Below are 14,028 nucleotides of genomic sequence, written 5' to 3'. Positions count from 1 at the left end.
GTCCGTCCGCTCCATTTGGGGCGGGCGGACGCCGAACCTTTGGGCAACGCGGTGGCGCGCACCGCGCTTGGGGAAGACGGATGACCGGACAGACGGAGCGGCTCCACGGCGAACGGGCGATCCGTTCGATCGTCATCGCGGGCGGCGGAACCGCCGGCTGGATGGCCGCGGCGATGCTCGCGCGCAGGCTCGAAAAGCAGCCGGTGCAGATCACGGTGATCGAATCCAGCACGATCGGCACCGTCGGCGTCGGCGAGGCGACCGTTCCCGGCATCCGCGACTTCTTCCGCGAGCTCGGCGTGACCGAACGCGAGGTGATGGCGGCGACCAAGGGCACGGCGAAGCTCGGGATCGAATTCGTCGACTGGAAGCGCACGGGGCACAGCTTCTTTCACCCGTTCGGGCTGTACGGGATGCGGTCGCGCGGCGTCGCCTTTCACCACTATTGGCAGAAACTGCGCAGTGCGGGCGATCCGGTCGAACTCGCCGATTACTGTCTCGCGACCGTCATGGCGAAGCACAATCTATTCATGCTGCCGACCGACCGGCCGGTCCACGACCTGTTGTTCTTCGACTGGGCGGTGCATTTCGATGCCGGGCTGTTCGCCCAGTTTCTCGCGGCCCGTGCGGTGGCGGGCGGGGTTCGCCGGGTCGACGCGACGATCACCAACGTGCGGATCAATGGCGAGACCGGGTTGGTCGACGGGGTCGATACCGCGTGCGGCAAGGCAATCGACGGCGATCTGTTCATCGATTGCACCGGGTTCCGCTCGCTGCTGCTCGGTGCGGCGCTCGGGAGCGGCTATGAGGACTGGAGCAACCTGCTACCGTGCGACCGTGCGGTGGCCATCCCGTGCGAGCGGGCGGGGCCGCTCACCCCGTTCACGCGCAGCACCGCGTTTGCGCAAGGGTGGCAGTGGCGGATCCCGCTCCAGCATCGCGTCGGCAATGGGCTGGTCTATGCGAGCCGCCATCTGTCCGACGACGCGGCGATCGACACGCTCCGATCGCGGCTCGAGGGCGCGCCGCTGGCGGAGCCAAACCTGATCCGTTTCCGCACCGGGCACCGGCGCGATTTCTGGCGGGGCAATTGCATCGGGCTCGGGCTCGCGGCGGGGTTCATGGAACCGCTGGAGTCGACCAGCATCACGCTGATCCAGACCGGGATCGAAAAATTGCTCGCGCTGTTTCCCGACCGGGATTTCGATCCGGCGCTGGCAAGCGAATACAACCGTTCGACCACGCTCGAATACGAACGGATCCGCGATTTCCTGCTGCTCCATTATTGGGCGAACGACCGGCGCGGCGAGCCGATGTGGGATCAATGCCGCGATACCGCCTTGCCTGAGGCGCTCGCGCACAAGCTGCGGCTGTTCCGCGCGAACGGCAGCCTGGTCCGGTACGAATGGGAATCGTTTCACGATCCGAGCTGGTTATCGATGTATGCGGGCTTCGACATCGCGGCGCGGTCGCACGACCGGGCGGCCGATTATTTCTCGGTCCAGGATCTGCAATCCGCGCTGGCGCGGATGCGCGAGTCGATCGGCAAGGCCGTCGCGCTGGCGGAGCCGCATGATGCGTTCCTGCGGACTTATGGTGTAGGGTGACGGTAGTCGGACCGGACGGCGGCGCGAGGGCGATGCGGTGCCCGATGCTGCCCGGGGGCGGCATCGGGGCGTGGGGGAGATGATGGTGCAGGGAGCGGGTGGTATCTTGGATCTTTCGGACTTTGGCCCCGCTGGCGCCGGCGTGACCGCGAGCGATCGTGCCGCCCGGCTTGGTACCAGCCTGTCGGGGACCAATCTCGTGCGCGCGGGGGATTACAACCAGCGGGTCGTCCTTCAGGTGATCCGCAAGAACCCGGACATCACCCGCACTGAAATCGCGACGATGACCGGGCTGACCGCGCCGACCATCGCCAACATCACCGCGCGTTTGTTCGAGAGCGACCTGGTGGTGGAATCGGGTCGCCGCATGGGCGGACGTGGCCAGCCTGCGACGCGGCTGCGGATCAACCCGGACGGGTGTTTTGCGATCGGACTCAACGTTGACCGCGACCACGTGACGCTGGTCTCGCTGGATCTTGCCGGCACCGTCCGCTCGCGGCTCACGCGGCAGATTGCCTTCGCGATGCCCGACGACGTCGTCGCGATCGTTCGCGAAGGGCTCGGCGAGATCCAGCGTAGCGGCGCGCTGCGGGAGGATCGGATCCTCGGCATGGGGGTCGCGGTGCCCGACGATCTCGGCCGGGTCGCGCTGCCGCATCGCCCCGCCAATTACGAAATGTGGAGCGAGGTCGATCTGCCGACGCTGCTCGGCGGGATCGTGCCCTTGTCGATCCACGTCGACAATGATGCCGCCGCCGCCGCCATCGGCGAAGCGCAATTCGGCGGCGGCCTCGACCATGAGAGCTTCTTCTACATCCTCGTCAGCGCCGGCCTCGGCGGCGGGCTGGTCGTCGATGGCGCGTATTACCGGGGCGCGAATGCGCGCAGCGGCGAGATCGGGTTCCTCCCGTTGCACCGCAATGACCCCGGCGGGCAGGTGTTGCAGGACGTCGTCTCGCTCTCCTCCCTGTCCGCACGGATCGAACGCGCGGGGGTCTCGCTCGACGGGGTCGATCCGACGATCGCATTCCCGGATGCCGCAAGGCCGTACATCGATGGCTGGATCGACGATGCGGCCGATGCGCTGGTCCCCCCGCTGACCGCGGTCAACTGCCTGATCAACCCCGCGGTCGTCCTGATCGGGGGGCGGCTGCCCGACGAGATCCTCGATCGGCTCGCCGAAACGAGCAACCGCAAATTGCGCGCGATGGCCCCCAATCTCCCCGCGCTCGCGCCGATGGCGCGCGCGACGCTCTCACGCGATGCGCCCGCCGTCGGCGCGGCGATCCTTCCGTTCCTCGACCGGATCTTGCCATCGGATTCGATCCTCATCAAAAGCTAAGCGACTATTATAGAAATTGACTTTAATTATTGACGGGGTAGGATAGCCGTAGCGGTGCCGAACAGCGCGGACGCTCTTGGCGGGCGCTCCGTCGACCTTGGAAGGCATTTTGGTGGTGATACAGATCGGCGTCGATTTCGGCGGGACCAAGATCGAGGCTGCGGCGCTGAATGCCGCCGGACAGTATCTTGCGCAGACACGGATTCCTAATCCCGGCACCTACGATGCGGCGATTCGGGATGTCCGCGACCTGATCGCGGCGGTCGAGCGGGACGTCGGCGCCTCGGGGACGATTGGGATCGGGACGCCCGGGTCGATCAGCTCGCGCTCGGGGCTGATGCGCAATGCCAACTCGACCTACCTCAACGGCCGCAATTTCCGTCACGATCTCGAGCAGGCAATCGGGCGTGAGCTGCGCATCGCCAACGACGCCAATTGCATGGCCTTGTCCGAAGCCGTCGACGGGGCGGCCGCGGGGGCAAGGGTCGCCTTCGCGGTCATCATCGGGACCGGCGTCGGCGGCGGTCTGGTGATCGACGGCCAGATCGTCGAGGGTGCGCACGGGATTGGCGGGGAATGGGGGCATGTCCCGCTGCCGTGGATGACCGCGGCGGAATTCCCCGGACCGGCGTGCTGGTGCGGCCATTCGGGCTGCCTCGACATGCTGATTTCGGGAACGGGACTGCGCAAGGACCACGCGCTGCGCAGCGGCGAGACGCTCGATGGCCCCGCCATCGTCGCCCGGGCGCGGGACAGCGATGCGGTCGCGGTGGCGGCACTCGATGCCTATGTCAGCCGGCTCGGGCGCGCGATGGCGATGGTCGTAAACATGGTCGATCCCGACGTGTTCGTGATCGCGGGGGGCATGTCGAACGTCCCGGAAATCTATCCGGGCTTGCCCGACATCATCCGCAGCCACACCTTTGGCGGCGCATGGGAGGGGCGGATCGTCCCCGCCAAATGGGGGGATGCTTCCGGCGTGCGCGGGGCCGCCCGCCTGTGGGCGCGGTAACGGCCGGAGCCGCACCGAACCGCCGGGTACCCCTGTCAAGACGGTTTCACATTTCGCGCCGAAACATGTGGTTTTCCGCTCTAAGGTGAGACACTTGGCGACTGTCCTGGTGGTAGAGGACGATCCCAAGTCGGCCGACGCGATCTGTTCGATCCTTGCCGACAAAGGCCTGTCAATGGTGGCGGTCCAAACCGGAACCAACGCCGTGCTGCGTGCCACGGAACGGGCGTTCGACGCGATCGTGCTCGACCGCATGTTGCCCGGCGGGATCGACGGCATCGGCGCGCTCGACCTGATCCGCCGCAGCTTGGTCAGCACGCCGGTGCTCATCCTCAGCGCGCACTCCGCGGTCGAGGAACGCATTCGCGGCCTTCGCGCCGGCGGCGACGATGATCTCGCCAAGCCGTTCGAACCGCTCGGGCTTGCCGCCCGGGTCAACGCTCTGATCCAGCGCCGGGTGGCCGAGGCATCGGCGGTCCGGCTCGAGCACGGGCGCGTTGGCATCGATCTCATCGCACGCGAAGCCTGGATCGACGGCGTTCGGGTCGACCTGCAGCCACGCGAATTGCTGTTGCTCGAATATCTGCTGCGCCACCAGGGGCGCTCGGTCACGCGGGCGATGATCTTCGAGGATGTCTGGGGGTATCGCTACGACCAGCGGACCAATGTCATCGACGTGCATGTCACCCGGTTGCGCCGCAAGATCGAGCGTCCCGACCGCCCGGCGCTGATCGAGATGGTACGAGGAACGGGCTATGTCCTTCGCTGCGATTAAGCGTTGGCGGCGAAGTTCGAGCGCACGCTTCGCGACGATCTTCTTGCTGCTGTATGCCATACGGTGCGGACACCCGGCGCAAAGGTCACGACAGAGGTGGCTCGGCAAATCTGGACAGGCTGCTAAGTGGAGTTTCTGCCTGAAGGCGGCCAGCATGGCTGCCGAACAGGAGATGAGATGACGAAGCGAACACGCCGGAACCACAGCCCGGCCTTCAGGCGAAGGTAGCCTTGGCAGCGGTTAAGGGCTAGGAGACGTTGACCGAGTTGGCGCAGCAGTTCGACGTTCACCCGAACCAGATCACGATCTGGCGCGGCCAGCTGCTGGAAGGGGCGGCAGGGGTTTTCGGGTCGCAGAGCTATAACGAGCCGGCCGAGCCTGCGATCGACGTGAAGACGCTGCACGCTAAGATCGGCGAGTTGACGCTGGTGAACGATTTTTTGTCCGGGTCGCTCGGCAAGGGACTGTTGCCGAGCGCAAAACGATGATCGAGCGTTCGCACCCGCTGTCGGTGACACGGCAAGCGCGGGAGTTGGGGATCAGCCATGGCAGCGCCTATTATCTGCCACGTCCAACCTCGGCTGCCGACCTTGCCCTCATGCGGCGGATCGACGCGCTGCACATGGACTTCCCATTCGCGGGCAGCCGGATGCTGCGCAACCTACTTGCCGCCGAAGGCGTCAAGGTCGGCCGGCTGTGCGTCTCGACCCTGATGAAGAAGATGGCGATTGAGGCGATCTACCGGCGGCCAAACACTTCGAAGCCGGCGCCGGGGCACAAGATCTATCCGTATCTGCTGCGCAAGCTGGCGGTGGACGCGGCCCAATCAGGTGTGGGCGACCGACATCACGTACATCCCGATGGCGCGTGGCTTCGTCTATCTGATCGCCATCGTTGACTGGTTCAGCCGGCGGGTACTCAGCTGGCGGCTGTCGATCACGCTGAAGACCGATTTCTGCATCGAAGCCTTGGAGGAAGCGCTAACGCGCTTCGGGGCGCCGGAAATCTTCAACACCTATCAGGGCAGCCAATTCACCAGCATGGCGTTCACCGCCGTCCTGCACCGTGAGAAAATCGCGATCAGCATGGATGGCCGCGGCGTCTGGCGCGACAACGTGTTCGTCGAGCGGCTATGGCGCTCTGTGAAATACGAGGAGGTCTACCTGTGGGCCTATGGCTCGGTCAGCGACGCCCGCGCCTAGATCGGCCGCTATCTGACGTTCTACAATGAAAGGCGCCCGCACGCGTCGCTTGACGCAGGACACCCGATCACGTCTACTTTAACCAGCCGCTTCTCGCAGCGGCATGAACCGGCGGACGCTCCACTTAGCAATCGTGCCGAGCTGTTCAAAAGAACCGTGCCACCTCTCGGTTCTGGAGGACTTGTGTCCTTCATACCCCGGCTATCACCTCTTTTATACTAGTCGGCGCCAACCGTCGGCCGCTTTCACAGCAATAATCGAAGGGTTGCGGTTCAGGCACTGATTGCGACTCCCATCGTGGCCGGGATGAACGTATGTCCGTTTCCGAGGAATGCTCAATCCGTTTTGAACGGCGACGTTTGGGTCAATTTGGGTAACCGCCACCGACCGCGATAACTCCATCTCGATATGCTGGACGCGCCTTGATTGCGAGTGTGCCGTGATCGGCATCGTAAAGCACGTCATAGGCGAAATAGGTAAGCAGGCCCGACCGGACCCGCACTCCTTCGACCCGCGGATCGGTGACAGAGCTGAACCGAGAGGCTTGCGCCCTACGCCCGACGATGAAGCGGACCCCCATCGCCTGTGGGCTAGCGGCATCCCCAAAGGTTAGGCGCCCGGTCGTGCCTTCGGCCCAGTCGCGATCAGCGCCATGATTGACGAGTTCGACCCCGGGAGCCCCGCTGTCGATCAGCGTCGGCGCGCAGATGGGCTTTCCGCCATCGCGTTGCAAACAGGCTCGGACTGCGTCGTTCGCGCGCGATCGATTCGCGTCCGCTAATGGCAGCGGCGTGAACCCGACGACTTGGTCGTCGCTCGGATTGAGGATCAAGCGCCCGCTCGAAGCTTCGCCGGGTCTCGGGAGTTCGATGATCCAGCGGTGTGCGCCAATCTCTCGAAAGGGATTGGGTAAGTCGGCGTCCGCCAAGCCGACTCCGAGGATCGCGCGAAACCCCTCGCCAGCAATGCCATTGCCCTGAATACCGAACGTGCGTCGATCGACATGGGCAGCAGGGCAATCGGGGCGGGCGACGCTACATCCGATCGTACGAATTGCTTGCCAGCGGCTGGCTTCGCGCAGGCCACCTACCGAAACCTCCGTACGAACCACAGGCCCTTCAAGAGTCGTTCCGACGGCGTAGCCGTACCGCTGTACCGGACCGACTTCCTTCATCGCTGCAGACTCGACGCCGCTTGGAAGCACGCGCAACCCGACCGAGCCGGTATCCAGACCGGCGTCGATGGGGTGACCATCAACCGCGATCGATACCACATAGCGCCGCGTTCCGTCGGAAAGGTCGACCTCGCGGATGGGAACCTCGACCGACGCCGTTTGGGTTTGGGCGGCGGCCGGAGCTGCTGCGAACTGCACACCGACTGCAAGGCAATTCAAAAGGAGTGCTGTTGTGTGTCGAGCCATCCGGCAATCCTTGGGCTATCGGAACAAGTGGATCAGGCGGGCTTGATCCCATATCTGGCGTAGGTTTCGTCGATCCGCGGGGACAGCAGGCGTGCCGCCGCGAGATCCCGCATCGCGGCGGCGCGATCGCCCAGGCGCGCGCGGACCACGCCGCGCATGAACAGGCTCTCGGCCGACGCCGGGCGCAGCGCGAGCGCCGCATCGAGATCCGACAGCGCATCGCCGAAGCGTGCCAGGCGGAAATAGACCATCGCGCGGCTGTCGAGCGCCGTCCCGGTATCCGCGCCACTAAGCTCGATCGAGCGGGTGCAGTCCGCCAAGGCGGTTTCGAGCGCTGTGTTGAGCGTCCCCTTGATCCAGCACCGCTGGTTGAAGAACGGGGCGCTCGCGGGCTTGGTCGTGATCGCCTCGTCCATGGTCGCGATCGCCCCGGTCTTGTCGCCACTGTTCGCGAGGATCTCGGCCTTGGTCTCGAGGAACTCGGGCCTTTCCACGCCGCCCTGGTCGATATGGTCCTGAACCAGCGCAAGTGCTTGATCCTTGCCACTGTGCAGCGACAACATTCGCGCCAGTTGCGCAATGATCGCGTGGGAGCCGGGGTCGAGGTCGAGCGCCGCCCGGAGATCGCCGACCGCTTCCTTGTCCTGCCCGAGCTGTTCTCGGACGAAGGCGCGCGCACGATACGAACTGCCCGATGCCTCGATCCCGATCGCCTTATCGAGATCGGCGAGGGCTCGCGGTCGCTCGAAGATCGCGGCGAAGAACGCCGCGCGCGCGACATACCGGCCGGCATCGTCGGGTTTGTCGGCGATATAGGTGGCGTACAACGCCTCGACACGGTCGAACCGGTGCGCGCGTTTGGATCCCTCGACCGCCGCCCACGGAGCGGGATAGTCGCGCACGGTGGCGACCCGGAGCGCGCGGTTCTGCGCCGCGGCGAGCCGCGCGCGCGTGGCCGGAATGTCCTGGGCCGCAATCTCGGCGCCCGATGATGCGACCTGTCGCTCGACGAGCACCGTTCCGCTCGCCAGCGTTGCCTGTCCGTGGACTTGGCGTCCGGCAATGTCGAGATCGACCGCCTGATCGCCTTCCAGCCCGAACGTCTTGCCGTCATCGGGCAAATGCAGCCGGAAGGTGGTGCGCTGCGTGTTGGGCTCGCCCGTGGAGACGGGCAGATCGCGCCAGGCGGGGCGCGAGCGATCGGGGGCGAACTGGATGTTCCCGACGCCATCGACGAGATTGAAGCGGTAAAGACGATCCTCGCGGCACCATGGCGGCACTGCCACCCCCTCGAGCGTCACGGTCGCGGATCCCGTCGCCGGATCGAAGGTGAAGCGGCGGGTGGCGACGATCCGGACACCGGGCACTTTCTGGGCCAATCCATCGAGCAATTTGTCGCGGTTTTCCTTGGGCGCTTGTGCGACCGCGGTGCGGAGCGCGTCGGCCAGGCCGCCGTGAAGCGTGATGGTCGTCGTGAAGGGGCCGGGCAGATCGATCCCGGCGCTGACGTCGAGGTCGAGCGTGGCGGTCTCGTCGGCGCGCGCGTGCGCGATGGCGGGTACGGGAAGGAGGTTGGCCCCGCCCGAGCGCACCGGCAGGACCCAATGGAGCGCAGGCACATCGGCGATGTCTTCGCGCGTGGTGCCACGCCCAGTGCCGTCGAGCCACAGCGTGTGGCTGGCGATCGTCGCGCGCACCAGCACGTGGTTGAACGCGGCCGCCGAGGGCAACCGCTCGGCGATCAGGCCGCCCGCGCCCAGGTTGGCCAGCACCGGTTCGGCTTCGATGCCGAGCCCGCGCAGCACGGCGAGAAGCAGCAGCGTCTTCGCCTTACAGTCGCCATAGCGCAGCTCCCAGGTGCGTGCCGGCGATTGCGGGACATAGTTACCGTTGTCCATGCCGCGGAACAGGTAGCGCACCTTGCCCTGGACCAAGGCGAGCCCGAGCGTTGCGCGGCGCATCGGATCGGCGTCGGCGGCGGCGATCGCGGCGATTTCACCGGCCAGCGGGCTGGCGGGGGGGACCAGCCCATCGGTGGCGTAGAGCGGTGCCATAACCCGCGAGACCGCGGCCCAGTCGGCGAAGCTGCTGGCCTCGACGATCGGCGGGCGGATGTAGCGCACGGGCACATCGCGCGGCAGCTCGGGCTGCTTGGGCAAAGGCAGCGCGAAGACCAGCTCGGTCCAGCCGCCCGCAGTGCTGACGGTGGGGTCCCCCCCGACCGGATACGCCTTCCAATGCACCGGCATCCCAGCGGGCCAGAGCAAGCGCGTGCGGGCGAAGCCGACCTTGACTGGCTGGTTGATCACCGGCGCAACCGTTTGGACATTGCCGCGCAGCGATGGATCGCGGGTCGTGACCGAATAGGCGACGTCGAGCACGTCGCCGATCTGCAGGCCTTCGACCGCCATCGTGGCGGTAAGCAGGCCGTTCAATTGCATCTGCTCGAGCTGCTGCTCGCGGCGCAGCACAGTGAAACGGCTGCCGCCCTTGAGCACATCGATCCGCGCGCCATTGCGCAGAATGTCAACGCGGTGGACGACGAGGTCGCCGTGATCGGGCAGCCAAGTCAGCTTCACCGTGCCGATCTGCGCCAGCGCCTGCGCCGACATGGCGCGGCTTGCGATTTCTCGGTAGTTCCACACCATGCCGTCGGCGAACCGCTGCTGGTTGTCCGCGATCAGCAGCACGGGGGCATCATCACCCGGGGCGGCGGCGTCGGGGGTCGGCGCAGGCTTCACCCAAGTTGGGGCAGCCTGGTACACCGGCGTTTCGGACGCGTCCGCCCGACCCGCGATCCCGATCAGCACGCCCATCACGATCCAGCGCTTCATCATGGCCCCCCAATGACACGCGTTTACCGCGCTATATCCCTGTCGAAACGTCGGTTGATGTGAGCCCGTCGTGCGTTTCGCAAAGCTCAAGCATCTCGATCTACGATCGGTCGGCTTGTATTTGGGAACCGGGAGCCTGCCTCAAGCCGTCGCATAGCCTTCAATACTGGCTTCTTTTTTATAAGCACATGAATAAAATGACATTTGTCACCGTGGTGCGTCGAGCGGTAACATTGAAAACTCAATCCGACGCGAGGACGTGATGCACGCACTGACGGCTATCCTCGTTCTCGGCGTGCTGTTGCTGTGCGGGCTGCGACAAATGCGCAAACGCACATCGATTGCGGTGTATGCGGAGCCGGAATTTCAGGTTGCGCCGCCGAACTTGACTCTTGGATACGATAATCTTTTGGCCGATCCGGACCAGGCGAACGCCGTCCATTCTTCCCCGATCTCGCCTGCTAGCGTGCAATCGGGCGCTCTCCGATATGTCCTCGAGGCGCCGCAGCATGGTCGCGCCGAGGATCGGGTGGGAGCCCTGCTCGACATTATGTCCGGCCCGGGAATCTGCACACCGCGCGGGACTTGATGCTGCAAAACCGCTCGCCTTCGCTCTTTCATGAGGATCTGACATGGCATTGACCCGGCAAGTCATCAGCACACTCCGCAACGACGGCACCGATGCGCTCGGCACACGTACCGTCGCCATGAAGGTCGGCGATGCGAGCATCGTCTCGGGCTCGCTGCTTACTGTCGAGAGCAATCACTTCTGCGTTCTCAAGTCCCGCGGCGCTGTCCTAAACGTTTACGATACTGGGCAATACGCGTTGGAAACACCCAACGCGCCGATTTTGGGATCGATCGCGCAGGGCTTCTTCGGCGGCAATTCGCCCTGGCAATATGAAGTCATATACATCAATCGCTCAAAGCTGCTGGTCCGCAACGAAGGGATCGCGACGTCTGCGGAAATGGCCGAGATGTCCTATGTCGTGGATTATTACATCCATATCGATTCAAAGGAGGAGGCGCTCGATCTCATCACGCACATGCCGTTCGCCGGCATCCAGATCGATACCGCTGAAATCGCTGAATATGCCGGGCCCGCGATCGAGCAGGCGATCAACCAGGTCATCCAGGTGACGAAGATGGAACACATCAACGAGCGCATCAACGGCGTGCGCGAGTTGGTGAAACAACATCTTGGCGACTTCCTTTCGGTCTATGGCATCATGCTCAACGACCTCAAGGTCCTCATCATGCCGCGCGACGAGCGGATGCGCGAGCTGATCTCGCTGCAGGCGATCGGCCTGACGCCGATCGAGTCGGTTCGCTATTACCTCGCGCTGCGGATGGCGGAGAAGGGGCTCCTCTCGGCGCCAAACGCCGCAGCGGGATTACCGTTCAATATCGGAGCGCCGGCGACGGGGATCCTGCCGCTCGGCGATGTCACCGGCGCCGGCGGGCAATGACCGGCTTCTACGACGTTGGCGCGCTGGGAGAGGTCGCTATCACCCTCTTCCACGGCTGCGGCTATACTTTCTACCGGGAGGAAAATCAGCTTCGCGCCGACGACCAGAAGGTCCGCACTTTGGTCAGCGAGCTGCTCGCCGGCGCGCGCAAAGCCGTATCGACGGCCGAAGCCGAGTTTCGGCGTGATCGCCTTTCCGCGCCGACGCGGGACAATCCGTTTCCGTCGAGCGACGTGGTGGCAGATGCGAAGCTCTTGGAAGCGCTCGGCAAGGCGATCGGTGCAGTCGAAGGGCAAGTCCGGCACGCACCCGTTCCCGAGAACGATCGCATGACGCAACGCTACCGCGAGGAAGCCGCAACACTTCTCGCGCTGATCGAGCAGGACAAGCTGTTGGTCGGCCGCGCGCAGACATTGCGCCATGCGGCGACGGGCAGGACGGCAGAAGAAATTCTCGCATCGCGCGATGACATTGAAGAAGGCGTGGCGGCGATCGTCGAAAGTCTGGCCGCACGGCGCCTCCTGACTATCTAGGTATTGTCGTCGGCACTCTTTGCCAACGTGGGGCCGAACCATTGCGCCACTCGGCTTTCGCGTACTTCAGATAGCGGTGTCTTAATGCTGATTCTTGGCGCCATCCTTTCAGTCCTTTTCGGCACGCCACCGAGCCGCCTTGATTTTCAAGCAATGACCTCACCGGCGTACGTCGCCTTTGCCGATAAGGCAGATGCCATATGTCCCGCGCGTCGGTTGAGATATCTGCACCCTGCCGACCTCGATGGTATCGAAGAAGATTTCATGATGTCGATCAGACGGCATGAGCGGTACCGCGTTCGTGCCCTCAATAAGGACGGCAAAGGCTGCACCGGGGGCGGGGTTTCTTGTCCATCCCAGAACATGCTGTCGGCGATATCCGAGTCGGGCCTTTTTGATTCACTTGTCAGCTTCGCCTGCGCATCGGGGATATAGGCGGCTGCGTATCGAAGCTATCAGTGCGCCTCCCGCCCGCCAATTCACGTCCGTGGGGCGGCAAATCTTGCTCATTCACTTTGCTGCCTAATTCGGGCAACTTTGTTACCTCAGAGGAACCGCCGCGGAATAGTTCCGTGGAAAGCGCTTTTAAGCATGTAATGCGAAGCCTTGCGCGAGTTGAAGGAGGGAAGCGCCGAGGAGGCCCTTCGCCACAGCCGAGACGAGAAGCGCACCTATAAATGCCAGGGCCAGATAACTAACCGCCTTTCCAACGGCGCTTAGCCGAGGTTGGAAACCCGATCGAATTGCCAAGAACGATTTGGTCGTCATCGATCCTCCTGCCACGCTAAGCAATCTAAGTGTATTGCTGCGCCACCACACGCGCGGTCAACTAGGCAAGCCGTACATTCCCGTTTCACCGTCGTTTTTGAGAAAGCTGGCGGGGGCAGCCGGCAGGGCTGAGGCTCAGCACCTCCTCCGTTGCCAACATGAATGAATGGCAGAAGATGGGGAGCCGAACAGAGGCGGTGAATGACCGGATGTGGGTCAAACTGACCCGGTCAGACTTCGGTCCGCTCCGACAGCTCTAAAGCGTCTTCCACATCAACGCCGAGATAGCGGACGGTGCTCTCGATCTTGGCATCACCAAGTAGGATTTGCACTGCGCGAAGGTTGCCCGTCGCCTTGTAGATTATCGACGCCTTGGTGCGTCGAAGGGAGTGAGTACCGTAGTCCTCAGCTTGGAGGCCGATGCCGACGATCCACTCGCGAACGAGGCGTGCATACTGCCTCGTGCTCATGTGCCCCATATAGTCGTTACGGCTCGGAAAGACAAAATCGTTCAATGTGCCGCCACGGCGCTCGAGCCAAGCGAGGAGAGTTTTGCGGGCAGGTTCGACAAGCTCGAACTGCACGGGGCGTTTCGTTTTTTGCTGCACTACGATCGCGCGATCCCGAACGCGGCCACCAGCAACGATGTCGCCAATGCGGACTTTCACTACGTCGCATCCGCGCAGCTTGCTGTCGATCGCGAAGTCGAAAAGTGCCCGATCCCGCAGCCGCCGATGTTGGTCAAGCCAGAAGCGAATAGCCCAGACTTGCTGCGGTTTAAGCGCGCGCTTTGGGCCCAGCACGCGGCCTTCGTTCCAAGGGCGGAGCTCGTTGAAAGCTGGATCTTTCGACGAGTGTCCCATCGCTTATCTCCACGTTTTCGGGTCAGCGCCGCAGGCTACATCGAGAGGGTGAATTGGCCGTTTACATATATGGTTGGCACGATGCCCGTGAACGAACGGCCGGGATCCGAAAGATATGAGGGGAGCATGAATGTCGCTTATTGGGTCAACACTGGCATGATATCTGCGCGATATCGACGGCGATGAAGAGCGCGCCAAGAGGC

General features: G+C 64.0%; 11 protein-coding genes and 1 pseudogene. 9 read left to right on the top strand and 3 right to left on the bottom strand.

Annotated features, from left to right (window positions below; translation table 11 throughout):
• The first annotated feature begins 80 nt into the window (after window positions 1-80).
• The 5 genes and pseudogenes from L8K25_RS20070 (at window position 81) to L8K25_RS20050 (ending at window position 6,045) form a co-directional block, all read left to right on the top strand.
• Window positions 81-1,607, top strand: a complete 1,527-nt coding sequence (locus tag L8K25_RS20070) for a tryptophan halogenase family protein (protein WP_242140773.1) — start codon at window positions 81-83, stop codon at window positions 1,605-1,607.
• Window positions 1,608-1,686: 79 nt separating this feature from the next.
• Complete coding sequence (locus tag L8K25_RS20065) at window positions 1,687-2,949, top strand: ROK family transcriptional regulator (RefSeq protein ID WP_242140780.1); 1,263 nt, start codon at window positions 1,687-1,689, stop codon at window positions 2,947-2,949.
• Between the two features lie 112 nt (window positions 2,950-3,061).
• Window positions 3,062-3,961 carry an ROK family protein gene (locus tag L8K25_RS20060; RefSeq protein WP_242140772.1) on the top strand — a complete coding sequence of 300 codons (900 nt, stop codon included), beginning with the start codon at window positions 3,062-3,064 and terminating at the stop codon, window positions 3,959-3,961.
• Between the two features lie 94 nt (window positions 3,962-4,055).
• On the top strand, window positions 4,056-4,736 hold the full coding sequence (locus L8K25_RS20055) for a response regulator transcription factor (protein ID WP_277923744.1): 681 nt from the start codon (window positions 4,056-4,058) through the stop codon (window positions 4,734-4,736).
• 177 nt (window positions 4,737-4,913) lie between these two features.
• Window positions 4,914-6,045 (top strand): annotated as a pseudogene (locus L8K25_RS20050) (IS3 family transposase).
• Between the two features lie 257 nt (window positions 6,046-6,302).
• Here the strand turns inward: L8K25_RS20050 and L8K25_RS20045 are convergent.
• A complete protein-coding gene (locus L8K25_RS20045; protein WP_242140770.1) occupies window positions 6,303-7,358 on the bottom strand; it encodes a hypothetical protein in 1,056 nt (351 codons plus the stop codon).
• A gap of 32 nt (window positions 7,359-7,390) precedes the next feature.
• Window positions 7,391-10,195, bottom strand: a complete 2,805-nt coding sequence (locus tag L8K25_RS20040; RefSeq protein WP_242140769.1) for a DUF3857 domain-containing protein — start codon at window positions 10,193-10,195, stop codon at window positions 7,391-7,393.
• Between the two features lie 259 nt (window positions 10,196-10,454).
• Here L8K25_RS20040 and L8K25_RS20035 point away from each other — a divergent pair, with 259 nt between their 5' ends.
• The 4 genes from L8K25_RS20035 to L8K25_RS20020 all read left to right on the top strand — a co-directional run bounded on the left by L8K25_RS20035 (window position 10,455) and on the right by L8K25_RS20020 (window position 12,629).
• Window positions 10,455-10,781 (top strand): hypothetical protein, encoded by a 327-nt coding sequence (locus tag L8K25_RS20035; RefSeq protein ID WP_242140768.1) that lies wholly within the window; start codon window positions 10,455-10,457, stop codon window positions 10,779-10,781.
• 43 nt (window positions 10,782-10,824) lie between these two features.
• On the top strand, window positions 10,825-11,661 hold the full coding sequence (locus L8K25_RS20030) for an SPFH domain-containing protein (protein ID WP_242140767.1): 837 nt from the start codon (window positions 10,825-10,827) through the stop codon (window positions 11,659-11,661).
• The gene (locus L8K25_RS20025) at window positions 11,658-12,194 is read left to right on the top strand and encodes a hypothetical protein (RefSeq protein WP_242140766.1); all 537 of its coding nucleotides are present in this window, start codon (window positions 11,658-11,660) and stop codon (window positions 12,192-12,194) included. The genes L8K25_RS20030 and L8K25_RS20025 overlap by 4 nt, the downstream gene beginning before the upstream one ends.
• 84 nt (window positions 12,195-12,278) lie before the next feature.
• A complete protein-coding gene (locus L8K25_RS20020; protein ID WP_242140765.1) occupies window positions 12,279-12,629 on the top strand; it encodes a hypothetical protein in 351 nt (116 codons plus the stop codon).
• A 563-nt stretch (window positions 12,630-13,192) separates the two neighbouring features.
• On the opposite strand, the gene L8K25_RS20015 is transcribed toward L8K25_RS20020, so the two are convergent.
• A complete protein-coding gene (locus L8K25_RS20015; protein ID WP_242140764.1) occupies window positions 13,193-13,825 on the bottom strand; it encodes a tyrosine-type recombinase/integrase in 633 nt (210 codons plus the stop codon).
• Window positions 13,826-14,028: the final 203 nt, after the last annotated feature.

The sequence above is a fragment of the Sphingomonas sp. TREG-RG-20F-R18-01 genome (assembly GCF_022662475.1).
In the GTDB taxonomy this organism is placed as follows: domain Bacteria; phylum Pseudomonadota; class Alphaproteobacteria; order Sphingomonadales; family Sphingomonadaceae; genus Sphingomonas.
This window is presented reverse-complemented; position numbering and strand designations above follow the sequence as displayed.

What these genes read in the sequence shown, in the direction of transcription:
- L8K25_RS20025 (WP_242140766.1), top strand. Translation starts at nt 11,658, where the DNA reads ATGACCGGCTTCTACGACGTTGGCGCGCTGGGAGAGGTCGCTATCACC.
- L8K25_RS20040 (WP_242140769.1), bottom strand. Translation starts at nt 10,195, where the DNA reads ATGATGAAGCGCTGGATCGTGATGGGCGTGCTGATCGGGATCGCGGGT.
- L8K25_RS20020 (WP_242140765.1), top strand. Translation starts at nt 12,279, where the DNA reads ATGCTGATTCTTGGCGCCATCCTTTCAGTCCTTTTCGGCACGCCACCG.
- L8K25_RS20045 (WP_242140770.1), bottom strand. Translation starts at nt 7,358, where the DNA reads ATGGCTCGACACACAACAGCACTCCTTTTGAATTGCCTTGCAGTCGGT.
- L8K25_RS20015 (WP_242140764.1), bottom strand. Translation starts at nt 13,825, where the DNA reads ATGGGACACTCGTCGAAAGATCCAGCTTTCAACGAGCTCCGCCCTTGG.
- L8K25_RS20030 (WP_242140767.1), top strand. Translation starts at nt 10,825, where the DNA reads ATGGCATTGACCCGGCAAGTCATCAGCACACTCCGCAACGACGGCACC.
- L8K25_RS20070 (WP_242140773.1), top strand. Translation starts at nt 81, where the DNA reads ATGACCGGACAGACGGAGCGGCTCCACGGCGAACGGGCGATCCGTTCG.
- L8K25_RS20065 (WP_242140780.1), top strand. Translation starts at nt 1,687, where the DNA reads ATGATGGTGCAGGGAGCGGGTGGTATCTTGGATCTTTCGGACTTTGGC.
- L8K25_RS20035 (WP_242140768.1), top strand. Translation starts at nt 10,455, where the DNA reads ATGCACGCACTGACGGCTATCCTCGTTCTCGGCGTGCTGTTGCTGTGC.